15 protein-coding genes and 1 tRNA gene are annotated in these 15,842 nt (G+C 62.0%); 9 read left to right on the forward strand and 7 right to left on the reverse strand.

Annotated elements, in window-relative coordinates; all coding sequences use genetic code 11:
• The first annotated feature begins 47 nt into the window (after nucleotides 1-47).
• From AC1IN8_RS17055 to AC1IN8_RS17065, 3 genes are read left to right on the forward strand one after another with little or no spacing between them, the layout of a single operon-like run.
• Nucleotides 48-971, forward strand: a complete 924-nt coding sequence (locus AC1IN8_RS17055; RefSeq protein WP_479759805.1) for an AraC family transcriptional regulator — start codon at nucleotides 48-50, stop codon at nucleotides 969-971.
• A gap of 1 nt (nucleotide 972) precedes the next feature.
• Entirely contained in the window at nucleotides 973-1,494 is a 522-nt protein-coding gene (locus AC1IN8_RS17060) for a lipocalin family protein (protein WP_479759807.1), read from the forward strand.
• Nucleotides 1,491-1,934, forward strand: coding sequence for a GNAT family N-acetyltransferase (locus tag AC1IN8_RS17065; RefSeq protein ID WP_139437948.1), 444 nt, complete (start codon nucleotides 1,491-1,493; stop codon nucleotides 1,932-1,934). Before AC1IN8_RS17060 ends, AC1IN8_RS17065 begins: the two co-directional genes overlap by 4 nt.
• A gap of 128 nt (nucleotides 1,935-2,062) precedes the next feature.
• Here AC1IN8_RS17065 and AC1IN8_RS17070 read toward each other — a convergent pair whose 3' ends face one another.
• Nucleotides 2,063-3,952, reverse strand: a complete 1,890-nt coding sequence (locus AC1IN8_RS17070; RefSeq protein WP_265435035.1) for a methyl-accepting chemotaxis protein — start codon at nucleotides 3,950-3,952, stop codon at nucleotides 2,063-2,065.
• A gap of 217 nt (nucleotides 3,953-4,169) precedes the next feature.
• Here AC1IN8_RS17070 and AC1IN8_RS17075 point away from each other — a divergent pair, with 217 nt between their 5' ends.
• The gene (locus AC1IN8_RS17075; RefSeq protein ID WP_479759809.1) at nucleotides 4,170-4,694 is read left to right on the forward strand and encodes a class IV adenylate cyclase; all 525 of its coding nucleotides are present in this window, start codon (nucleotides 4,170-4,172) and stop codon (nucleotides 4,692-4,694) included.
• Nucleotides 4,695-4,744: 50 nt separating this feature from the next.
• Here the strand turns inward: AC1IN8_RS17075 and AC1IN8_RS17080 are convergent, their stop codons facing one another.
• Both AC1IN8_RS17080 and AC1IN8_RS17085 read right to left on the reverse strand, forming a co-directional pair.
• Nucleotides 4,745-6,115 carry a phophatidylserine decarboxylase associated domain-containing protein gene (locus AC1IN8_RS17080; RefSeq protein ID WP_479759811.1) on the reverse strand — a complete coding sequence of 457 codons (1,371 nt, stop codon included), beginning with the start codon at nucleotides 6,113-6,115 and terminating at the stop codon, nucleotides 4,745-4,747.
• A gap of 311 nt (nucleotides 6,116-6,426) precedes the next feature.
• A tRNA-Trp gene (locus AC1IN8_RS17085) sits at nucleotides 6,427-6,503 on the reverse strand.
• A 202-nt stretch (nucleotides 6,504-6,705) separates the two neighbouring features.
• Here AC1IN8_RS17085 and AC1IN8_RS17090 point away from each other — a divergent pair.
• The 4 genes from AC1IN8_RS17090 to AC1IN8_RS17105 all read left to right on the forward strand — a co-directional run bounded on the left by AC1IN8_RS17090 (nucleotide 6,706) and on the right by AC1IN8_RS17105 (nucleotide 9,635).
• Nucleotides 6,706-7,290, forward strand: coding sequence for a hypothetical protein (locus AC1IN8_RS17090; RefSeq protein ID WP_479759813.1), 585 nt, complete (start codon nucleotides 6,706-6,708; stop codon nucleotides 7,288-7,290).
• 232 nt (nucleotides 7,291-7,522) lie between these two features.
• Complete coding sequence (gene pyrB, locus AC1IN8_RS17095; RefSeq protein WP_005324450.1) at nucleotides 7,523-8,443, forward strand: aspartate carbamoyltransferase; 921 nt, start codon at nucleotides 7,523-7,525, stop codon at nucleotides 8,441-8,443.
• 17 nt (nucleotides 8,444-8,460) lie between these two features.
• On the forward strand, nucleotides 8,461-8,925 hold the full coding sequence (gene pyrI / locus AC1IN8_RS17100; protein WP_005324452.1) for an aspartate carbamoyltransferase regulatory subunit: 465 nt from the start codon (nucleotides 8,461-8,463) through the stop codon (nucleotides 8,923-8,925).
• Between the two features lie 218 nt (nucleotides 8,926-9,143).
• On the forward strand, nucleotides 9,144-9,635 hold the full coding sequence (locus AC1IN8_RS17105; protein ID WP_025328663.1) for an arginine repressor: 492 nt from the start codon (nucleotides 9,144-9,146) through the stop codon (nucleotides 9,633-9,635).
• 112 nt (nucleotides 9,636-9,747) lie between these two features.
• On the opposite strand, the gene AC1IN8_RS17110 is transcribed toward AC1IN8_RS17105, so the two are convergent.
• The 4 genes from AC1IN8_RS17110 to arcA form a co-directional block, all read right to left on the reverse strand.
• Nucleotides 9,748-11,154 carry a YfcC family protein gene (locus tag AC1IN8_RS17110; protein ID WP_139437958.1) on the reverse strand — a complete coding sequence of 469 codons (1,407 nt, stop codon included), beginning with the start codon at nucleotides 11,152-11,154 and terminating at the stop codon, nucleotides 9,748-9,750.
• Nucleotides 11,155-11,276: 122 nt separating this feature from the next.
• The gene (gene argF / locus AC1IN8_RS17115) at nucleotides 11,277-12,281 is read right to left on the reverse strand and encodes an ornithine carbamoyltransferase (protein ID WP_479759815.1); all 1,005 of its coding nucleotides are present in this window, start codon (nucleotides 12,279-12,281) and stop codon (nucleotides 11,277-11,279) included.
• 70 nt (nucleotides 12,282-12,351) lie between these two features.
• A complete protein-coding gene (gene arcC, locus AC1IN8_RS17120) occupies nucleotides 12,352-13,278 on the reverse strand; it encodes a carbamate kinase (protein ID WP_043128648.1) in 927 nt (308 codons plus the stop codon).
• A 62-nt stretch (nucleotides 13,279-13,340) separates the two neighbouring features.
• Nucleotides 13,341-14,561 carry an arginine deiminase gene (arcA, locus tag AC1IN8_RS17125; RefSeq protein WP_025328667.1) on the reverse strand — a complete coding sequence of 407 codons (1,221 nt, stop codon included), beginning with the start codon at nucleotides 14,559-14,561 and terminating at the stop codon, nucleotides 13,341-13,343.
• A gap of 747 nt (nucleotides 14,562-15,308) precedes the next feature.
• Here arcA and AC1IN8_RS17130 point away from each other — a divergent pair.
• Nucleotides 15,309-15,485, forward strand: a complete 177-nt coding sequence (locus AC1IN8_RS17130; RefSeq protein WP_139437965.1) for a hypothetical protein — start codon at nucleotides 15,309-15,311, stop codon at nucleotides 15,483-15,485.
• The last annotated feature ends 357 nt before the right edge of the window (nucleotides 15,486-15,842 follow it).

Below are 15,842 nucleotides of genomic sequence, written 5' to 3' on the forward strand. Positions count from 1 at the left end.
GGGAGCTTTCTGCCGATTTCTTGCCTATTTCTACTGAGTCTGGATAAATGAGTACAAATCAGCCCGTCGCGGCAACCCACCAGTCCGCCCTCGCCAGCCGCCTCGCCGCCCTGGCGCCGCACCCGGGGATCACCGCCGCCCCCGTGCCCGGCGTGCACCTCATCTACACCACCGAGCACCACGACCGCATCCCTGTGCTCTACCGGCCGCGCATGATCATCATCCTGCAGGGGCACAAGGTGGGCTATCTCTCGGACTTCACCTTCCGCTACGACCCCGAGCACTACCTGATGATGACCCTGCCACTGCCCTGCGAGTGCGAGTGCTTCGCCTCCCCCGAAGCCCCCCTGGTGGGGCTCTCGGTGGAGATCGACGTGGCGGCGCTGCAGGCCCTGCTGCTGGAGATGGGGGACGCCGCCCCCGCCCCGGCGGAGCCGGGGCGGGGCGTGGTCTCGGTGCCCCTCTCAGAGACCATGCTCTGCGCGGTGGAGCGCCTCATCGACGTGATGGACAAACCGCTGCACGCCCGGGTGCTGGGGCCCCAGATAGTGCGCGAGATCCTGTTCCACGCCCTGCACGAGGGGGGAGCCCCCGCCCTGCTGGCCATGGCCAGCCGTCACAGCCAGGTGAGCCAGATCGCCCGGGTGCTGCGTATCATGGAGCAGCGATTTACCGAAAACCTGATGGTGGAGGAGCTGGCCCGGGAGGCGAACATGAGCGTCTCGGCCTTCCACCACCACTTCAAGGCGGCCACCGCCACCTCGCCCCTGCAGTACATCAAGACCCTGCGCCTGCACCGGGCGCGGCTGATGATGCTGCACGACGGCCTCAAGGCCGGGGTGGCGGCGGACAGGGTAGGCTACGAGAGCGGCTCCCAGTTCAGCCGCGAATACAAACGCTTCTTCGGCAACACCCCGAGCGAACACGCGGCACGCTTCCGCTCGGGACAACTGCGTATCGTGGAGGGATGACATGCGCACACTGATCCTGCTCGCTCTGGCCCTGCTGGCCACCGCCTGCACCGGCATTCCACCGGGGCACCAGGTGGTCAAGCCCTTCCAGCTCGACCGCTATCTCGGCACCTGGTACGAAATCGCCCGCCTCGATCACGGTTTCGAGCGCGGCCTGAGCCGGGTCACCGCCAGCTACCGCCTGCGGGATGACGGCGGCGTCAGGGTGATCAACCGGGGGCAGGATGAAGAGGGGGAGTGGCGCGAGGCCGAGGGGCGCGCCTACTTCGTGGGCAACAGCGATGAGGGGCGCCTCAAGGTGAGCTTCTTCGGCCCCTTCTACGGCAGCTACAACGTGCTGGCGACGGACTATGACCTCTCCCTGGTGAGCAGCTACAACCTCCAGTACCTCTGGATCCTCTCCCGCACGCCCCATCCGCCCAAGGAGAAGGTAGAGGCCCTGGTCGAGCGGGCCAGGGGGCTCGGCTTTGCCACCGACCAGCTTATCTGGGTCAGCCAGGATCCGGCCGGGAACACCCCATGAGGATATTCCAGGCCACTCCCCCGGACATTCCCAGGATCACCCCCCTGTTCGTGCAATACCGGGCGTTCTACCGGCTGCCTGCCGAGCCCGAGGCCGCCGGGGCCTTCCTGCTGGAGCGCTGCACCGCCGGGGAGTCGGTGCTCTTCGTGGCCCAGAGCGAGGAGGGAGAGGTGCTGGGATTTGCCCACCTCTATCCCCTGTTCTGCTCCCTCGCCCTGAAACGCATCTGGCTGCTGTACGATCTGTTCGTGGCGCCGGCGGCCCGCCAGCAGGGGGTGGCCCAGGCGCTGCTGGCGCGGGCCGATCGCCACGGCCAGGAGACGGGCGCCGCCTTCCTGATGCTGAGCACCGCCACCGACAACCGGCAGGCCCAGGCGCTCTACGAGGGGCACGGCTACCAGCGGGACATCGAGTTCTACAGCTACATCAAGCCCCTCTGAGCCCCTGATCAGGGCGGTTTCGAGGCCTGGCCCCGACATTATTCAGCGGGTGCATGACGAAAAAACATCCATACACCACATGAATAAAGGCGACCCCGGGGTCGCCTTTGTCACATCGGGGTCTGCCCCTAGAGCCGGAAGCGGCCTATCTCCTGCTCCAGCCGCTCGGTCAGGGACTTGAGCTCGGCGGCCTGGGCGGCTTCCTCCTTCGCCTGCGCCGCCAGCGTCTGGGAGACGTGGCGGATGTTCTCGGTGTTGCGGCTGATCTCGCCGGTGACCGAGGTCTGCTCCTCGGCGGCCGCCGCTATCTGGGTCGCCATGTCGCTGATGGCGCCTATGGCCTCGTTGATCCGCGCCAGGCTCTGGTTGGCGGCCTCCGCATCCTCCACGCTGGTGCCCGCCAGCTGGCGGCTGGTCTCCATGCCCCCCACGGCGCGGCGGGTGGTCTGCTGCAGCGCCTCGATCATCTGCTGGATCTCGGCGGTGGAGTCGTGGGTGCGGCGCGACAGCACCCGCACCTCGTCCGCCACCACGGCGAAGCCACGGCCCTGCTCCCCGGCCCGGGCCGCCTCGATGGCCGCGTTGAGCGCCAGCAGGTTGGTCTGCTCGGCGATGCCGCTGATGGTGGCCAGGATGCCGCTGATCTTCTGGGCATGGCCATCCAGCTCGTGGATGGTCTGGCTGGCATCGGCCACCTCCCCCGCCAGGCCGCTGATGCTGCGCTGGCTCTGGCCGACCTGGGACTGACCGGCCACGGCCAGCCTGACCGCATCGCCGGAGGTGGTGGCGGCAAACTCGGCGTTGCCGGCGATCTCCTGGGTGGCGGACGCCATCTCGGTCACCGCGGTGGCCACCATGACTATCTCGTCCTGCTGCTCGCGCACCCGCTGGCTGCGCGCCTCTGCCCCCGCCGCCTGGGTCCGCGACTGGGCAGCCAGTTCGATGGTGACGTCCCGCAACCGGCTGACGATGCCGTGCAGCCGGGCCACGAACAGGTTGAAGTTCTGGGCCAGCAGCCCCACCTCGTCCTTACTGTGAGCCGCGATCTGCACGGTGAGATCTCCCTCGCCGTGGGCGATGTCGGCCAGCGCCTTTGACACCCGGCCGAGATCGGCGAAGAGGTAGTTGAACATGGCGATGAGCAGGGCGCTGAACACCAGCAGCAGCACCAGGGTCAGCCCCACCAGCTGCCACAGCAGGCTGGCGAAGGGCGCCTCCAGCACATCCTTGTACATCACCATGGCGAGCAGCCAGTCGGTGCCTGGCACCCCCTGCACCGACAGCAGCACCTCACGCCCCGCTATGGTGGCGACGTGCAACTCGCCGTCCCGGCTCCAGCCCTCCAGGGTCGCCCCGGTGAGACCGGGGGCCAGCTCGGCCACCTGTTTCAGGGCCAGCTCCTTCTGCGGGTGGCCGACGATGAGGCCGGAGCTGTCCAGCAGCATGGCGTAGCCCTCCCCCTGCACCTTCATGGCCAGCACCTCGTCGATCAGGGCATCCAGGGAGAGATCCGCCCCCGCCACCCCGATCACCTGACCCTGATGACTCACCGGCTCCGCCAGGGTCACCACCATCTGCTGCATGGTCACGCTGACGTAGGGAGGCGTGACGATCAGCTTGCCCGCCTTGCTGGCGCTCTGATACCAGGGGCGCACCCTGGGGTCATAGTTGGCGGTGTTGAGGGAGGGATCGTGGCGGGTCATGGCCCCCTGCGCCGAACCGAAATAGGTGAGGCCGAAGCCGCCGGAGGTGCGGGTCTGCAGCAGGTGCGGCACCAGGGTCGCCTGGGGATTGTCGGCAATGACGGCGGCCAGGGCATCGACCGCGTGCTTGCGATCCGCCATCCAGTTGCCGATGGCCACCGAGTGGGCGTGACCATAATTGACCGCCTCGCTCTGGATGGCGTCAAGGGTCCGTGTTTTGAGGGTATGGAAGGCGACGATACCGAGCAGGGCGGCCATCAGCAGCACTACCCCCAGGCTGGTCGCGAGCAGCTTGCCGCGCAACGAGAGTGTCATGACTACAAATCCTTGTGGTGACAGGAGGCCAGGAATACCCCCATCTTGGTAGAGACTATCGGCGCCACCAGGGTCTTACTTTAGTGAATCTGTTCGATTTCTCCTTTGTCGGCGACAGACTGTGCTGCGGTTCACGAAACTGGTGGCATGCCTGGCCGCCGGCATGTGCTATCTGTGATAGGTTGGGCACTGTAGTTCCCAAGGAGCCCCTCATACCATGCCCCGAAATATCGAGATCAAAGCCCAGATCACACGGATCGACGCCCTCCTCCCCAAGGCGGCCGCCATCGCCGATCGGGGCCCCATCGAGATTGCGCAGGATGATACTTTCTTTCGCTGCGAGTCAGGCCGACTCAAGCTGCGCACCCTCTCCCACAGTAGCGGTGAGCTCATCTTCTACCGCCGAGCCGATCGGCAGGGGCCCAAGGAGAGCTTCTATCAGGTCACTCCAACGAGCGAGCCGGACAGCCTGCGAGAGACCCTCAGCCTGGCCTGTGGCCAGATAGGTCGGGTGCAGAAGACACGCACCCTGTTTCTGGTCGGCAGAACCCGGATCCATCTCGATCGGGTCGAGGGGCTAGGCCACTTTCTCGAGCTGGAGGTAGTGCTGGAAAATGAGGAACCGCTCGAAGCGGGGATACAGGAGGCCCATGAGATCATGGCGCGTCTCGGGGTGGCGCCATCCCAGTTGATCGAAGGCGCCTATCTTGACCTGCTGGCCCAACAACAGAGTGCGAGGTGAAGCGAAGAGGCAGCCCTTGGGCGGCCTCTTCGCTATGCCTGGCGCGCTCTCTACTTCACCCTGGCAATGGCGGTGTTGACCCTCAGGTTGGTGGCCTCCAGGCTCGGGGTCTGGTCATGGAAGTCGAACGCCAGCTCGACCCCGGGGCGAAACACCAGGCAGTGGGTGGAGCCGCCGAAGTGGAACATGCCGAGCTGATCTCCCTTCTTCACCCTGTCCCCCTCCTTCACCGTGATGTCGCAGCTCGACACCTCCGCCATCCCCACCGGCACCACGCACATCAGGCCTATCCTGGGGTTGTCGGCCTCGATGAAGATCAGCGCCCGGGTCGCCACCGAGGTGAGGAAGGGCTGGGAGTTGTTGGGGGCGCTGGGATCGGCGCCGTCGGCGTCGAGGAAGCCCTCGTACTGGTTCTCCAGGTAGTAGGTGCCATTGACCACGCGCACCTTGCGGATGGTGCCGCTCACCGGGCTGTGCCAGCGGTGATAGCTCAGGGCGCTGAGGAAGGCCTGATAGACGGTGCCGCCGTCGAACAGCGGCGCCGTGTCATCGAAGTCGAGCATGTTGTCGAGGGAATAGGGCTGACCCTTTAGCCAGAAGCGATCGCTGCGGCTCACCCCGCTCTTCACCTGCAGCGGGGCCGACTCGCAGGCGCTGACGATGACGCTGTCGTCCTCCGGCGCCGACACCGGCCGCACGCCGGGGCGGAAGGTGCGGGTGAAGAAGTCATCCCAGCAGCCGAAGCCATAGTGGGGGTCCGCGGGATTGCACTGGAAGATTTGCTCGAAGCTGGCGGGCGTGGGGTTGACGCCCTCCCCCAGGGCGGAGCGGGCCACCTGCACCATCTCGGCCTGAGCCAACTGGCCGAGCCAGGGTACTATCAGTGTCTCCCGATCCAGCCGGCTGACCGGCTCGGTCAGCACATAGCGGGAGGCCGGGCTTTGCAGAAACTGCGCCCAGTAGCCGAGGATCTTCTTGAATTGCTGGTTGATCAAGGTGTTGGCAAAGAACAGATAGCCGGAGCGGGTCGCCATGGGCCAGTCGAGCAGGGCGTTGATGGGGAAGCCGATGAGCCCGGAGGGGGACTGGCTCGGGATATCCTGATAGGCCTCGGGCGCCGTGGTCATGATGCCGTTGAGCAGGATCAGGAAGTCGTCGAAGCTCTTCAGCTCGATCTGCCCGAGTGGCGTCAGGTGCTCATGACGCCAGGCCTCCTTGAACATGGCATCGGCCTGGGCGTGCAGCAGGGGATCCGACCTGACCAGATCCTGCAGCTGGGCGATGGGGGCCACCAGCGGCCGCGGTTGCTGCGCCACATACAGCTGGAGCCGCTTGGTCCAGCGTGTGATGTGGGCCTGATCCTGTGGCACCCAGCCACCGGGGCGGGACTTGTTCAGTCGGGTTTCAACGGCCTTGTTCATGACTCATCTCCTCGCATTGTCTTCACGCCCAGAATCCACGGCTTGAGCATCCATGCTGACGAACCGCCACGTGCCCCTCAGGCAGCGCGCGGCGCAGCTCATGTGGTGTAGCACAGGGACGCGGACGGCACGACTGCCAGAAACGACAGGGCAGAAGGCGGCAATAGCGACTAGCGAAGAGCAACTGGGCCAAGCCCTTGAAAGGCAGGGGAAGCCAAGGTGTCAGGAGGAGAAGTGGAGCGGGGTCGCCGCAGAAAACGGGAAAGGCAGAAATGCGAAAGGCCAGCTCAATGAGCTGGCCTTTCTGAAAATGGCAGGGGCGGCAGGACTCGAACCCGCAACCATCGGTTTTGGAGACCGCTGTTCTACCAATTGGAACTACGCCCCTGCAACAAACGAGGCGAATTATACAAAGCCGGGATCAAAGGTAAAGGCTTTTTTTCTCACTTTCGATGCGATCGAACAATTCACGAGCAAATCGCGGCAATTCCCGCAACCAGCCGGGGTAACTTGCTGTATTTGCAGTACCGCCGGGGTAGGAATGGGGCATAAATGGGGGTAGGGTGAAACCAGCTACAGGGAGGTCGTTCATGCTCAATTACCGCCTGCTTCAACAACTTGCGCCCCTCAACTTCCGGGATGAGCGCAAAACCGAGTCCCTGCCAGACTATCTCGAGCGGGTCTCTCCCCTGGTGCCCTTCATTCCCCAAAATGTGCTGACCCAATGGATTTACCGCCATTGGCGCGGTTTTGAGTCCAACTGGAGCTTTATCGACCTCGCCCGCCACCACTTCGAGTGCGAAGCCTGGGACACGGCCCAGGTCGTGAACCAGATAGGCTCCCGCCACATGGAGGTGATCGAGCGCTGGGGGGAGATGCTGCGCAGCAACCGCTATGTGCGCCGCTCCTGGCTCGGCGAGGACATGCTGAGCCGGGGCACCTGGTCCGAGCCCATCATAGTGCTCGCCCCCGAGCCCGGTGCCTGCTACCCCGATGGCCAACCCCTGCCGCAGCCATATTGCCTGCTGGAGGGGCACCACAGGCTCGGTTATCTGCGCAGCATGGCCGAAGACGGCCTGCCGCTGCAGCCCGAGCACCAGGTCTGGATTTGTCGACCCGTTCGCGACACTCAAACGTTTTTACCGGTAAATCCTGCCTCTGAAATAAATTTTTGACAATTCAAAAACCAGCCCTATAATCTGTCCGGTTTTGAAAAAGGTCGGGACAGGACGATGCCGTTTTTGATGAAAAAAGCAGCCTTGCAGACGGGTGGAGCGCACCAGAGCGGCCCCGTTGTTTCCGGTTTCCGACCCACAGATCCCCAGTTGTTTTTAAAAAGAGCCCCTGTTTCAGGGGCTTTTTTTTGTGCCAGAAAAACCTTCATTGATGTCAAAGGGAATGCAGACGATGACCAATCCACTCTATAACAAACACGTCATCTCCATCTCGGACCTAACCCGGTCCGACATGGAACTGGTGGTCGCCACCGCTCAGCGGTTGAAGGCCGAACCCGACACCCGCCTGCTGAAAGACAAGCTGGTCGCCAGCTGCTTCTTCGAGGCCTCCACCCGCACCCGTCTCTCCTTCGAGACCGCGGTACAGCGCCTCGGCGGCAACATCATCGGCTTCGCCGACGGCGGCAACACCAGCGCCAAGAAGGGCGAGACCCTGGCCGACTCCATCAAGATCATCGGCTCCTATGCCGATGCCGTGGTGATGCGCCACCCGAAGGAGGGCGCCGCCCGTCTGGCCTCCGAGTTCTCCCGGGTGCCAGTCATCAACGGCGGTGACGGCTCCAACCAGCATCCGACCCAGACCCTGCTCGATCTCTTCTCCATCCATGAGACCCAAGGCAAGCTGGACGGCCTCAACGTGGCCTTCGTCGGTGACCTGAAATACGGCCGCACCGTCCACTCCCTGGCCCAGGCCCTGAGCCTGTTCAACTGCCGCTTCTTCTTCATCTCCCCGGAAGCCCTGGCGATGCCGGACTACCTGTGCGAAGAGCTGGAGGAGAAGGGCATTCAGTTCAGCGTCCACGAGACCATGGAAGAGGTGATGCCGGAGCTGGACATCCTCTACATGACCCGGGTCCAGAAAGAGCGCTTCGACGAGACCGAGTACAAGCACATGGCCGCCAAGTTCGTGCTGGAGCTGGCGACCCTGGAAGGGGCCAAGCCCACCATGAAGATCCTGCACCCCCTGCCCCGGGTCGACGAGATCGAGGTCGCCGTCGACAAGACCCCCCACGCCTACTACTTCCAGCAGGCGGAAAACGGGGTCTATGCACGCCAGGCGCTGCTGGCACTGGTACTGAACGAAACCGTCTAAGGGAAAAGGGGAACATCATGTCCGAGAAGAACCAACTGCAAGTCGAAGCCATCCGTCACGGCTCCGTCATCGACCACGTCCCCGCCGGCCAGGGCATCAAGATCCTCAAGCTGTTCCAGCTGATCGAGACCCAGGAGCGGATCACCGTCGGCTTCAACCTGAAATCCGGCGCCCTGGGCAAGAAGGATCTCATCAAGATAGAGAACACCCGGCTGACCGAGCAGCAGGCCAACCAGCTGGCGCTGTTTGCCCCGACCGCGACCGTCAACATCATCGAAGACTTCGCCGTGGTGAAGAAGCACCAGCTGAAGCTGCCGGAGTTCATCGCCGGGGTGTTCCACTGCCCCAACTCCAACTGCATCTCCCACAACGAGCCGGTGGACAGCTACTTCCGGGTGCGCGAAGTGAAGGGCGCGGTGCGCATGAAGTGCAAATACTGCGAGAAATCCTTCACCCAGGACATCGTCAGCGAACGCTACTGATTTTCCGCCTGCAATTGATATCCATGTGGGCCCTATCGGGCCCATTTTTGACCCCTGTCACATCACTTATTCCCCCTTTGGTTATAATTTGCCATCTCGCAACGGCTAGACATCGCTCATCACCTACCGAAATGCTCGTCATCAGTGTTTTTCGCTATGAAAAACAGGCGTGACAGACTGAGCGCCATAGCCATCTGTCATCGTCAAAGGAAGTCGCCATGGTCAAGACCCTCAGTCGCCCCCCGGAACAGGAGTCCGACCTGGCCCAGCTCGATGCCTGCCGCCAGATCATCGGCCAGCACTGCTACAGCACCCAGGAAGAGATCCGTCGCGAGCTGGCGGAGCGCGGCTTCGCCGACATCAGCCAGTCCACCATCTCCCGCCTGCTGCGCCGCCTCGGCGTCGCCAAGGCCCAGAATGCCAACGGCAAGAAGGTCTACACGCTGGTTGACGAGCAGCTGGAACCCGCCGGCAGCACCCGCTCCGTGCACGACATGGTGCGCGCCGTGGTGCACAACCAGCAGATGGTGCTGGTGCACACCACCCCGGGGGCCGCGACCGTGGTGGCCCGTTTGCTGGATCGCCACGCCGATCCCGAGATCCTGGGGGCCGTGGCCGGCAACGACGTGGTGCTCATCGCCCCGCGCCACATCAGCCGCACCCGCCAGGCCCATGCCGCCGTGGTGCGCACCCTGGAGCAGGCGCGCTAAGCCAAGCCCGCATGCAGCAAGGCGACCCCTGGGTCGCCTTTTTGTTGCCTGTCATCCTGACCATAAAAAAACGGGAGCCTTCAGGCTCCCGTTGCATCTTGCTTGTCATCCCTCAGGAGAGCACGGCCCCCAGGCTCAGGCAGACCACGATCAGCACGGTCAGGATACCGAGCAGGGGCGCCACCCACTTCAGCCAGCGCACATAGGGCACCTTGGCGATGGCCAGGCCTCCCATGACCACGGCTGAGGTCGGGGTCACCAGGTTCACCAGACCGGAGGCGGACTGGTAAGCGGTCACCACCAGCTCGCGACCCACGTTGGCGAAGTCGGCAAGGGGCGCCATGATCGGCATGGTCAGCACCGCCAGACCGGAGGAGGACGGCACCAGGAAGGAGAGCACCACTTCCAGCACGAACATCACGTTGATGAACACCACTGTGGAGAGGCCGGTCACTATGCCTTCCGCGCTGTTCAGGATGGTGTGGGTGATCATGCCGTTGTCCATCACCACTACTATACCGCGGGCGATACCTATGATGAGGGCCACGCCGAGCAGGTCACGGGCACCGTCGATGAAGTTGGAGGTCAGCTCCTCCTCGCTCATGCGGGAGATGAGGCCGACTATGATGGCGGCGGCCAGGAAGACGCCGGAGATCTGCGCCATCCACCAGCCGAGCACGGCCACCCCGTAGATCATCACGGCGAAGGCGGCGACGAAGATACCCAGCACTATCTTGCGAGTCAGAGTGAACTCCAGCATCTGATCGCTCTTGTTGCCGAGGAAGTGGGCACGGTTCTCCTCCCACTTGTCGGCCACCAGGGACTTGCTGGGGTCGTTGCGCACCATCTTGGCATAACGCATCACGTAGGCCACGCACAGCAGCCAGCCGGCGACCAGCATGGCGACCCGCAGCCAGATGCCGTCGGTGAAGGAGATGCCGGCCGCGTTGGCGGCAATCACGGTGGCGAACGGGTTGATGGTGGAGCCGAGCGTCCCTATACCGGCGCCGAGCAGCACGGTCGCGGCGGCGACCACGGGGTCGAAGCGGGCGGCCATCATCACCGGCACCAGCAGGGTGTAGAAGGGCAGCGACTCTTCCGCCATGCCGTAGATGGTGCCCCCTGCGGCGAACAACGCCATCAGGATGGGGATCATCCACTCCTCGCGGCCACGCAGACGGTCGGTCACGCGCTCGATACCGGCATCGATGGCACCTGTCTTGGTCACTATGCCAAGGAAGCCGCCGATGATCAGGATGAAGAGGGAGACGTCGATGGCGCCTGCCTCATAGGTGTCGTGGTTGTAGAGGCCGTCGATGGGTGCCAGCAGCACGTCGACGATCCCCTGGGGATTGGCATCCACCAGCTTGTAGGTGCCTGCCACCGGCACTTCCTTGCCGAGGGCTTCATTCATTACCATGTCGTATTTGCCGGCCGGCACTATCCAGCTCAGGGCGGCCACCAGGGCGATCAGCACAAACAATATGGTGTAGGCTGACGGGAACTTGAATTTGGTCATGGTCCAGCTTCCTTCTGTGGGTGTGGTATCCATGTATCTGCGGGTCGTAGGGTTAGAGGTATTATGCCGCCGTCACATGGTCGAAAAGCCGGGGGTCACCCCCCGGCACCACTACTGCGACCTCAGTCGCCCAGCGTAGCCACCATCACTGCCTTGATGGTGTGCATCCGGTTTTCGGCCTCGTCGAAGACTATGCTGTGCTCGGATTCGAACACGTCCTCGGTCACTTCCAGACCCTTCATGCCATATTTGTCGGCCACTTCCTTGCCCATGGTGGTCTCGTCGTTGTGGAACGCCGGCAGGCAGTGCATGAACTTCACATCCGGGTTCTTGGTGGCGTTGATGACGTCCATGTTGACCTGATAGGGGGTCATCAGCTTGACCCGTTGGTCCCAGGCTTCCTTCGCTTCACCCATGGAGACCCAGACGTCGGTATAGAGAAAGTCGGCACCCAGCACGCCCTCCTTCACGTCTTCGGTCAGATGAATGTGCGCACCTGTCTCTTCGGCGATCTGGCGGCACTTGGCAACCAGCTCCTCTTCTGGCCAGAAGGCTTTCGGCGCGACCAGGCGGATGTCCATGCCCATCTTGGCGGCACCGACCATCAGGGAGTTGCCCATGTTGTTGCGGGCGTCACCCAGGTAGGCGAACTTGATCTGATCCAGGCGCTTGCCCTTGCCGTGCTCCAGCATGGTCATGAAGTCGGCCAGGATCTGGGTCGGGTGGAATTCGTTGGTCAGACCGTTCCAGACCGGCACGCCGGCATGGGCGCCCAGCTCTTCGACTATCTCCTGACCGAAGCCACGGTATTCGATGCCGTCATACATGCGACCCAGTACACGGGCGGTGTCCTTCATGGACTCCTTGTGACCGATCTGGGAACCGCTTGGGCCGAGGTAGGAGACCTGGGCGCCCTGGTCGAAGGCCGCCACTTCAAAGGCGCAGCGGGTACGGGTGGAGGTCTTCTCGAAGATCAGGGCAATGTTCTTGCCGGTGAGGTGCTTACGCTCATAGCCACCGTATTTGGCTTTTTTCAGGTCGATGGCCAGGTCAATCATGTATTGGATTTCGCGCGGGGTGAAGTCCAGCAGTTTCAGGAAGTTACGGTTACGCAGATTAAAAGCCATGATGAGTTCTCTCTATATTTGTGTCAGACCAATTCGGGCAGTGTTGTTAACTACGCAGTGATTCAACGACTCAAGCATTCACGGTATGGGTGGCGACGATATTGGTGCCGGCTTCCCCCTTGAGGATGGCGAGGCCATCTTCCAGGGAACCTATGCCGACCATGCCGCCGGTTGCCTTGACGAATTCGCAGGAGGCTTCGACCTTGGGCCCCATGGAGCCGGCATCGAACTTGACCCCAGCCAGCTCGGCCGGGCTGGTGACCCGCAGCGGGTGCTGGGTCGGCTTGCCCCAATCCAGATAGACGGCATCGGCATCGGTCAGGATCAGCAGGGCATCGGCCTTGATCTGCTTGGCCAGGTAGGCGGCAGACATGTCCTTGTCGATGACGGCTTCGATGCCGGTCAGGCAGTGGCCATCCCAGGTCACCGGAATGCCGCCACCACCGGTACAGATGATGAGGTGGCCCTGGGCGATCAGGGTTTCGATGGCGTCGCCTTCGACGATGCGCTGGGGCAGCGGGGACGGCACCACACGGCGGAAGAACTTGCCGTCTGCCTTGACGCTCCACTGCTTCTCGGCAGCCAGGGCGCGGGCTTCGGCTTCCTCATAGACGGGGCCGATGAACTTGGTCGGATTGGCAAACGCCGGATCCTTGGGGTCGACCTGCACCTGGGTCAGCAGCGCGGTGACGTTGCGGCTCGGCATCAGGTTCTTGAGCTCCTGGATCAGCATGTAGCCGATCATGCCCTGGGACTCGGCGCCCAGCACATCCAGGGGATAGGGGGAGACCTTGGTGTAGGCGCTGTTCTGCAGGGCCAGCAGGCCGACTTGCGGGCCGTTGCCGTGCACCAGTACCACGTTGTAATCCTCGGCGATCCGGGCGATGGTCTTGGCGGCGGTCGCTATGTTCTTGCGCTGGATGTCAGCTTCGAGGGGCTCGCCACGACGGAGCAGGGCATTGCCACCCAGGGCGACGACGACAGTTGGTTTTTTCATGAGTGTTACTCTCGAGTCTTGGTATGTGTGGCGCCAGCCTCTGCCGGCGCCACGCCGTCTTGTCAGATGCCGTCACGTTCCATCGGGCAGCTCATGCAGCGGGCGCCGCCGCGGCCACGTCCCAGCTCTTCACCCGGGATGGGCAGCACTGTGATGCCGGCCTTGTCGTACTTCTCGTTGGTGTAGGTGTTGCGCTCGTAACCCACCACCACGCCGGGGCGTACTGTCAGCACGTTGTTGGCGTCATTCCACTGCTCGCGCTCGGCCTCGAAGCTGTCACCACCTGTGGTGATGAGCTTGAGCTGATCCACGCCCAGCGCCTTCTCGATGGCGGTCACGAAGTAGCCCTCTTCCTTGATGTTCATGCCGGTGGCGCCGCCCGGGGTCAGGCTCCAGCAGTTCACGTCCTTGCGGATGACTTCCGGATAGACGGAGAAGGTGTCTATGTCCATGTGGGTCATGACGGTGTCCAGGTGCATGCAACTGCGGTGTTTCGGCAGTTGCATGGCGATGACCTGCTTGGCCTGACCGTGCTTGAACAGGCCGCGGGCCAGGTGCTCCACCCCTTGCGGCGTGGTGCGCTCGGACATGCCGATGAGCACGGCGCCACGGCCGATGACCAGGACGTCGCCCCCTTCGATGGTGGAGTTGTCGTAGTCGCGATCCTCGTCACCGAAGTACTTGATGAAGTCCTGGCCGGCAAACTGCGGGTGCCAGCGGTAGATGGCCTTCACATGGTTGGTCTCGCGGCGACGGGCGGCCTTGGCCATGGGGTTGATGGAGACGCCGCCATAGACCCAGCAGGAGGTGTCACGGGTGAAGAGGTGGTTGGGCAGCGGCTCTATGATGAAGTCGGTCGGGGCGTGCATGCCGACCACCATGTTGACGCCGCTGTAGGGCATCTCTGAGTAGGTCAGGCCACCGGAGAGGATGCGGGCTAGCTCGCGGTGCGGCATGTCCGCCAGGAAGCAGCGCACGTCATTGGCCAGGGCGGTGCCGAGGCGATAATCGGAGACCTGGTGTTGCAGCAGCCAGGCTTTGGCTTCCGGCACATCCAGGGTTTCGGCCAGCAGGTTGGTCAGCAGGAAGACTTCGACATTCTGATCGCGCAGTACCTGAGCGAATTTGTCGTGCTCCTGACCGGCACGTTCAACGGACAGGACATCGTCGAACAGCAGATCCTGGCAGTTGGAAGGGGTCAGACGCTTCAGACTGAGGTTGGGGCGGTGCAGCATGACGCGGCGCAATTGGCCAACTTCAGAACCTACATAAAATTTGCTCATGATTATATTCCGTCTAGCAGTGGTCCCTGCGAGTGATTGAATAGATTCCTTCTATTCTGGCTCGTGGCTAAGGCGGGATATTCTTTATGTAGGGTATTCAGCTTGTGTTCTATCCTGCCCTTGCCTTTCGTGACAGAGGTTAGGACTAGCAATCACTGCAAACTTAGACATTGATCACATTCACTCGAGACTGAATAAAATCAGGAGTTAATTTATGATGGAGTTTACATAAATGACATTTACCCATTAATGCTGACCGCATGTTTACGCAATAAGGGCAGCTTTTATTTCGCCAAGATAGCATTTTCATTCATGCTTGATATCTATAAATGGATATTCGCCATTACAAATAACCAATAAAATCATGAGCATATCTTTATTTTATTTTTTGTTTGAATTTTATGCGTTCATCCATGCATTTATCCTCATAAATACACCCTCCCCTCGTCACATAAATAGTCATCTGCATCCCTTCTTCTGAATAATCCATCTCTTGTCCCAGATCATGGCATCGGCGCCAACCCGCACGGACAGCCCTCCGTGCTGTGATACTCATCGCATCTCCTTTATATGGATATGCATTCTGAGCGCATCCTGGCGATGCTTTTCTCACCAGCGCCATTGCATCCGGGTTTTAAAGTTTTTTCATTAGTTGAATTTATTGCGCCGCCTTGCGCCGCTCCCTGGTTCGCCTTAACTCAGAAAGTGATCAAGATCACGCTATTTTCTATCACCAAGGAGATAACCATGAAGATCAAGTCGCTGTTTCTGCTGGTCGCCCTGGTTCTGCCCATGACACCGGCCCTGGTTCAGGCCCAGGGCGCCCCCGCCATGCCGCTGGTGGTGTGCCATGTTGACCAGGCCCCCCAGATGCTGATCCCCGCCTATCTGTGCCAATGGTATGGCGGTCAGCAGCACCACTGATACTGCCCCCAGGGGGAGGATCCCTCCTCCTGGCTTGTCCGCTCCCCACGCCGGTATACCCCTCCCCCTATAGCCAGCTCCTGTTAGCCGCTTCCGGCCAGCAACCCCATGCAACCCTCCGTGTTCCCCCTCAACCCGACTTGGCACAGGCGCCTCCGACCTGGATGCTGTCGGCCCCGGCTCGCCTATCCGCGATCGACTCTGACCCTGATGACTTTTCTGAACCTCAGTTAAACGAGCTGTGAGACATTCGCCATAGTAGGTGTAAGCAAAGCGCCTCAAAAATTCTCGCCATAGTCGGAAGATAGGCGCAAAAAAACCGCACTTAAAAAGCGCAAGATATTGATACAAAACGAA

Source organism: Aeromonas sp. 130281 (assembly GCF_056642115.1).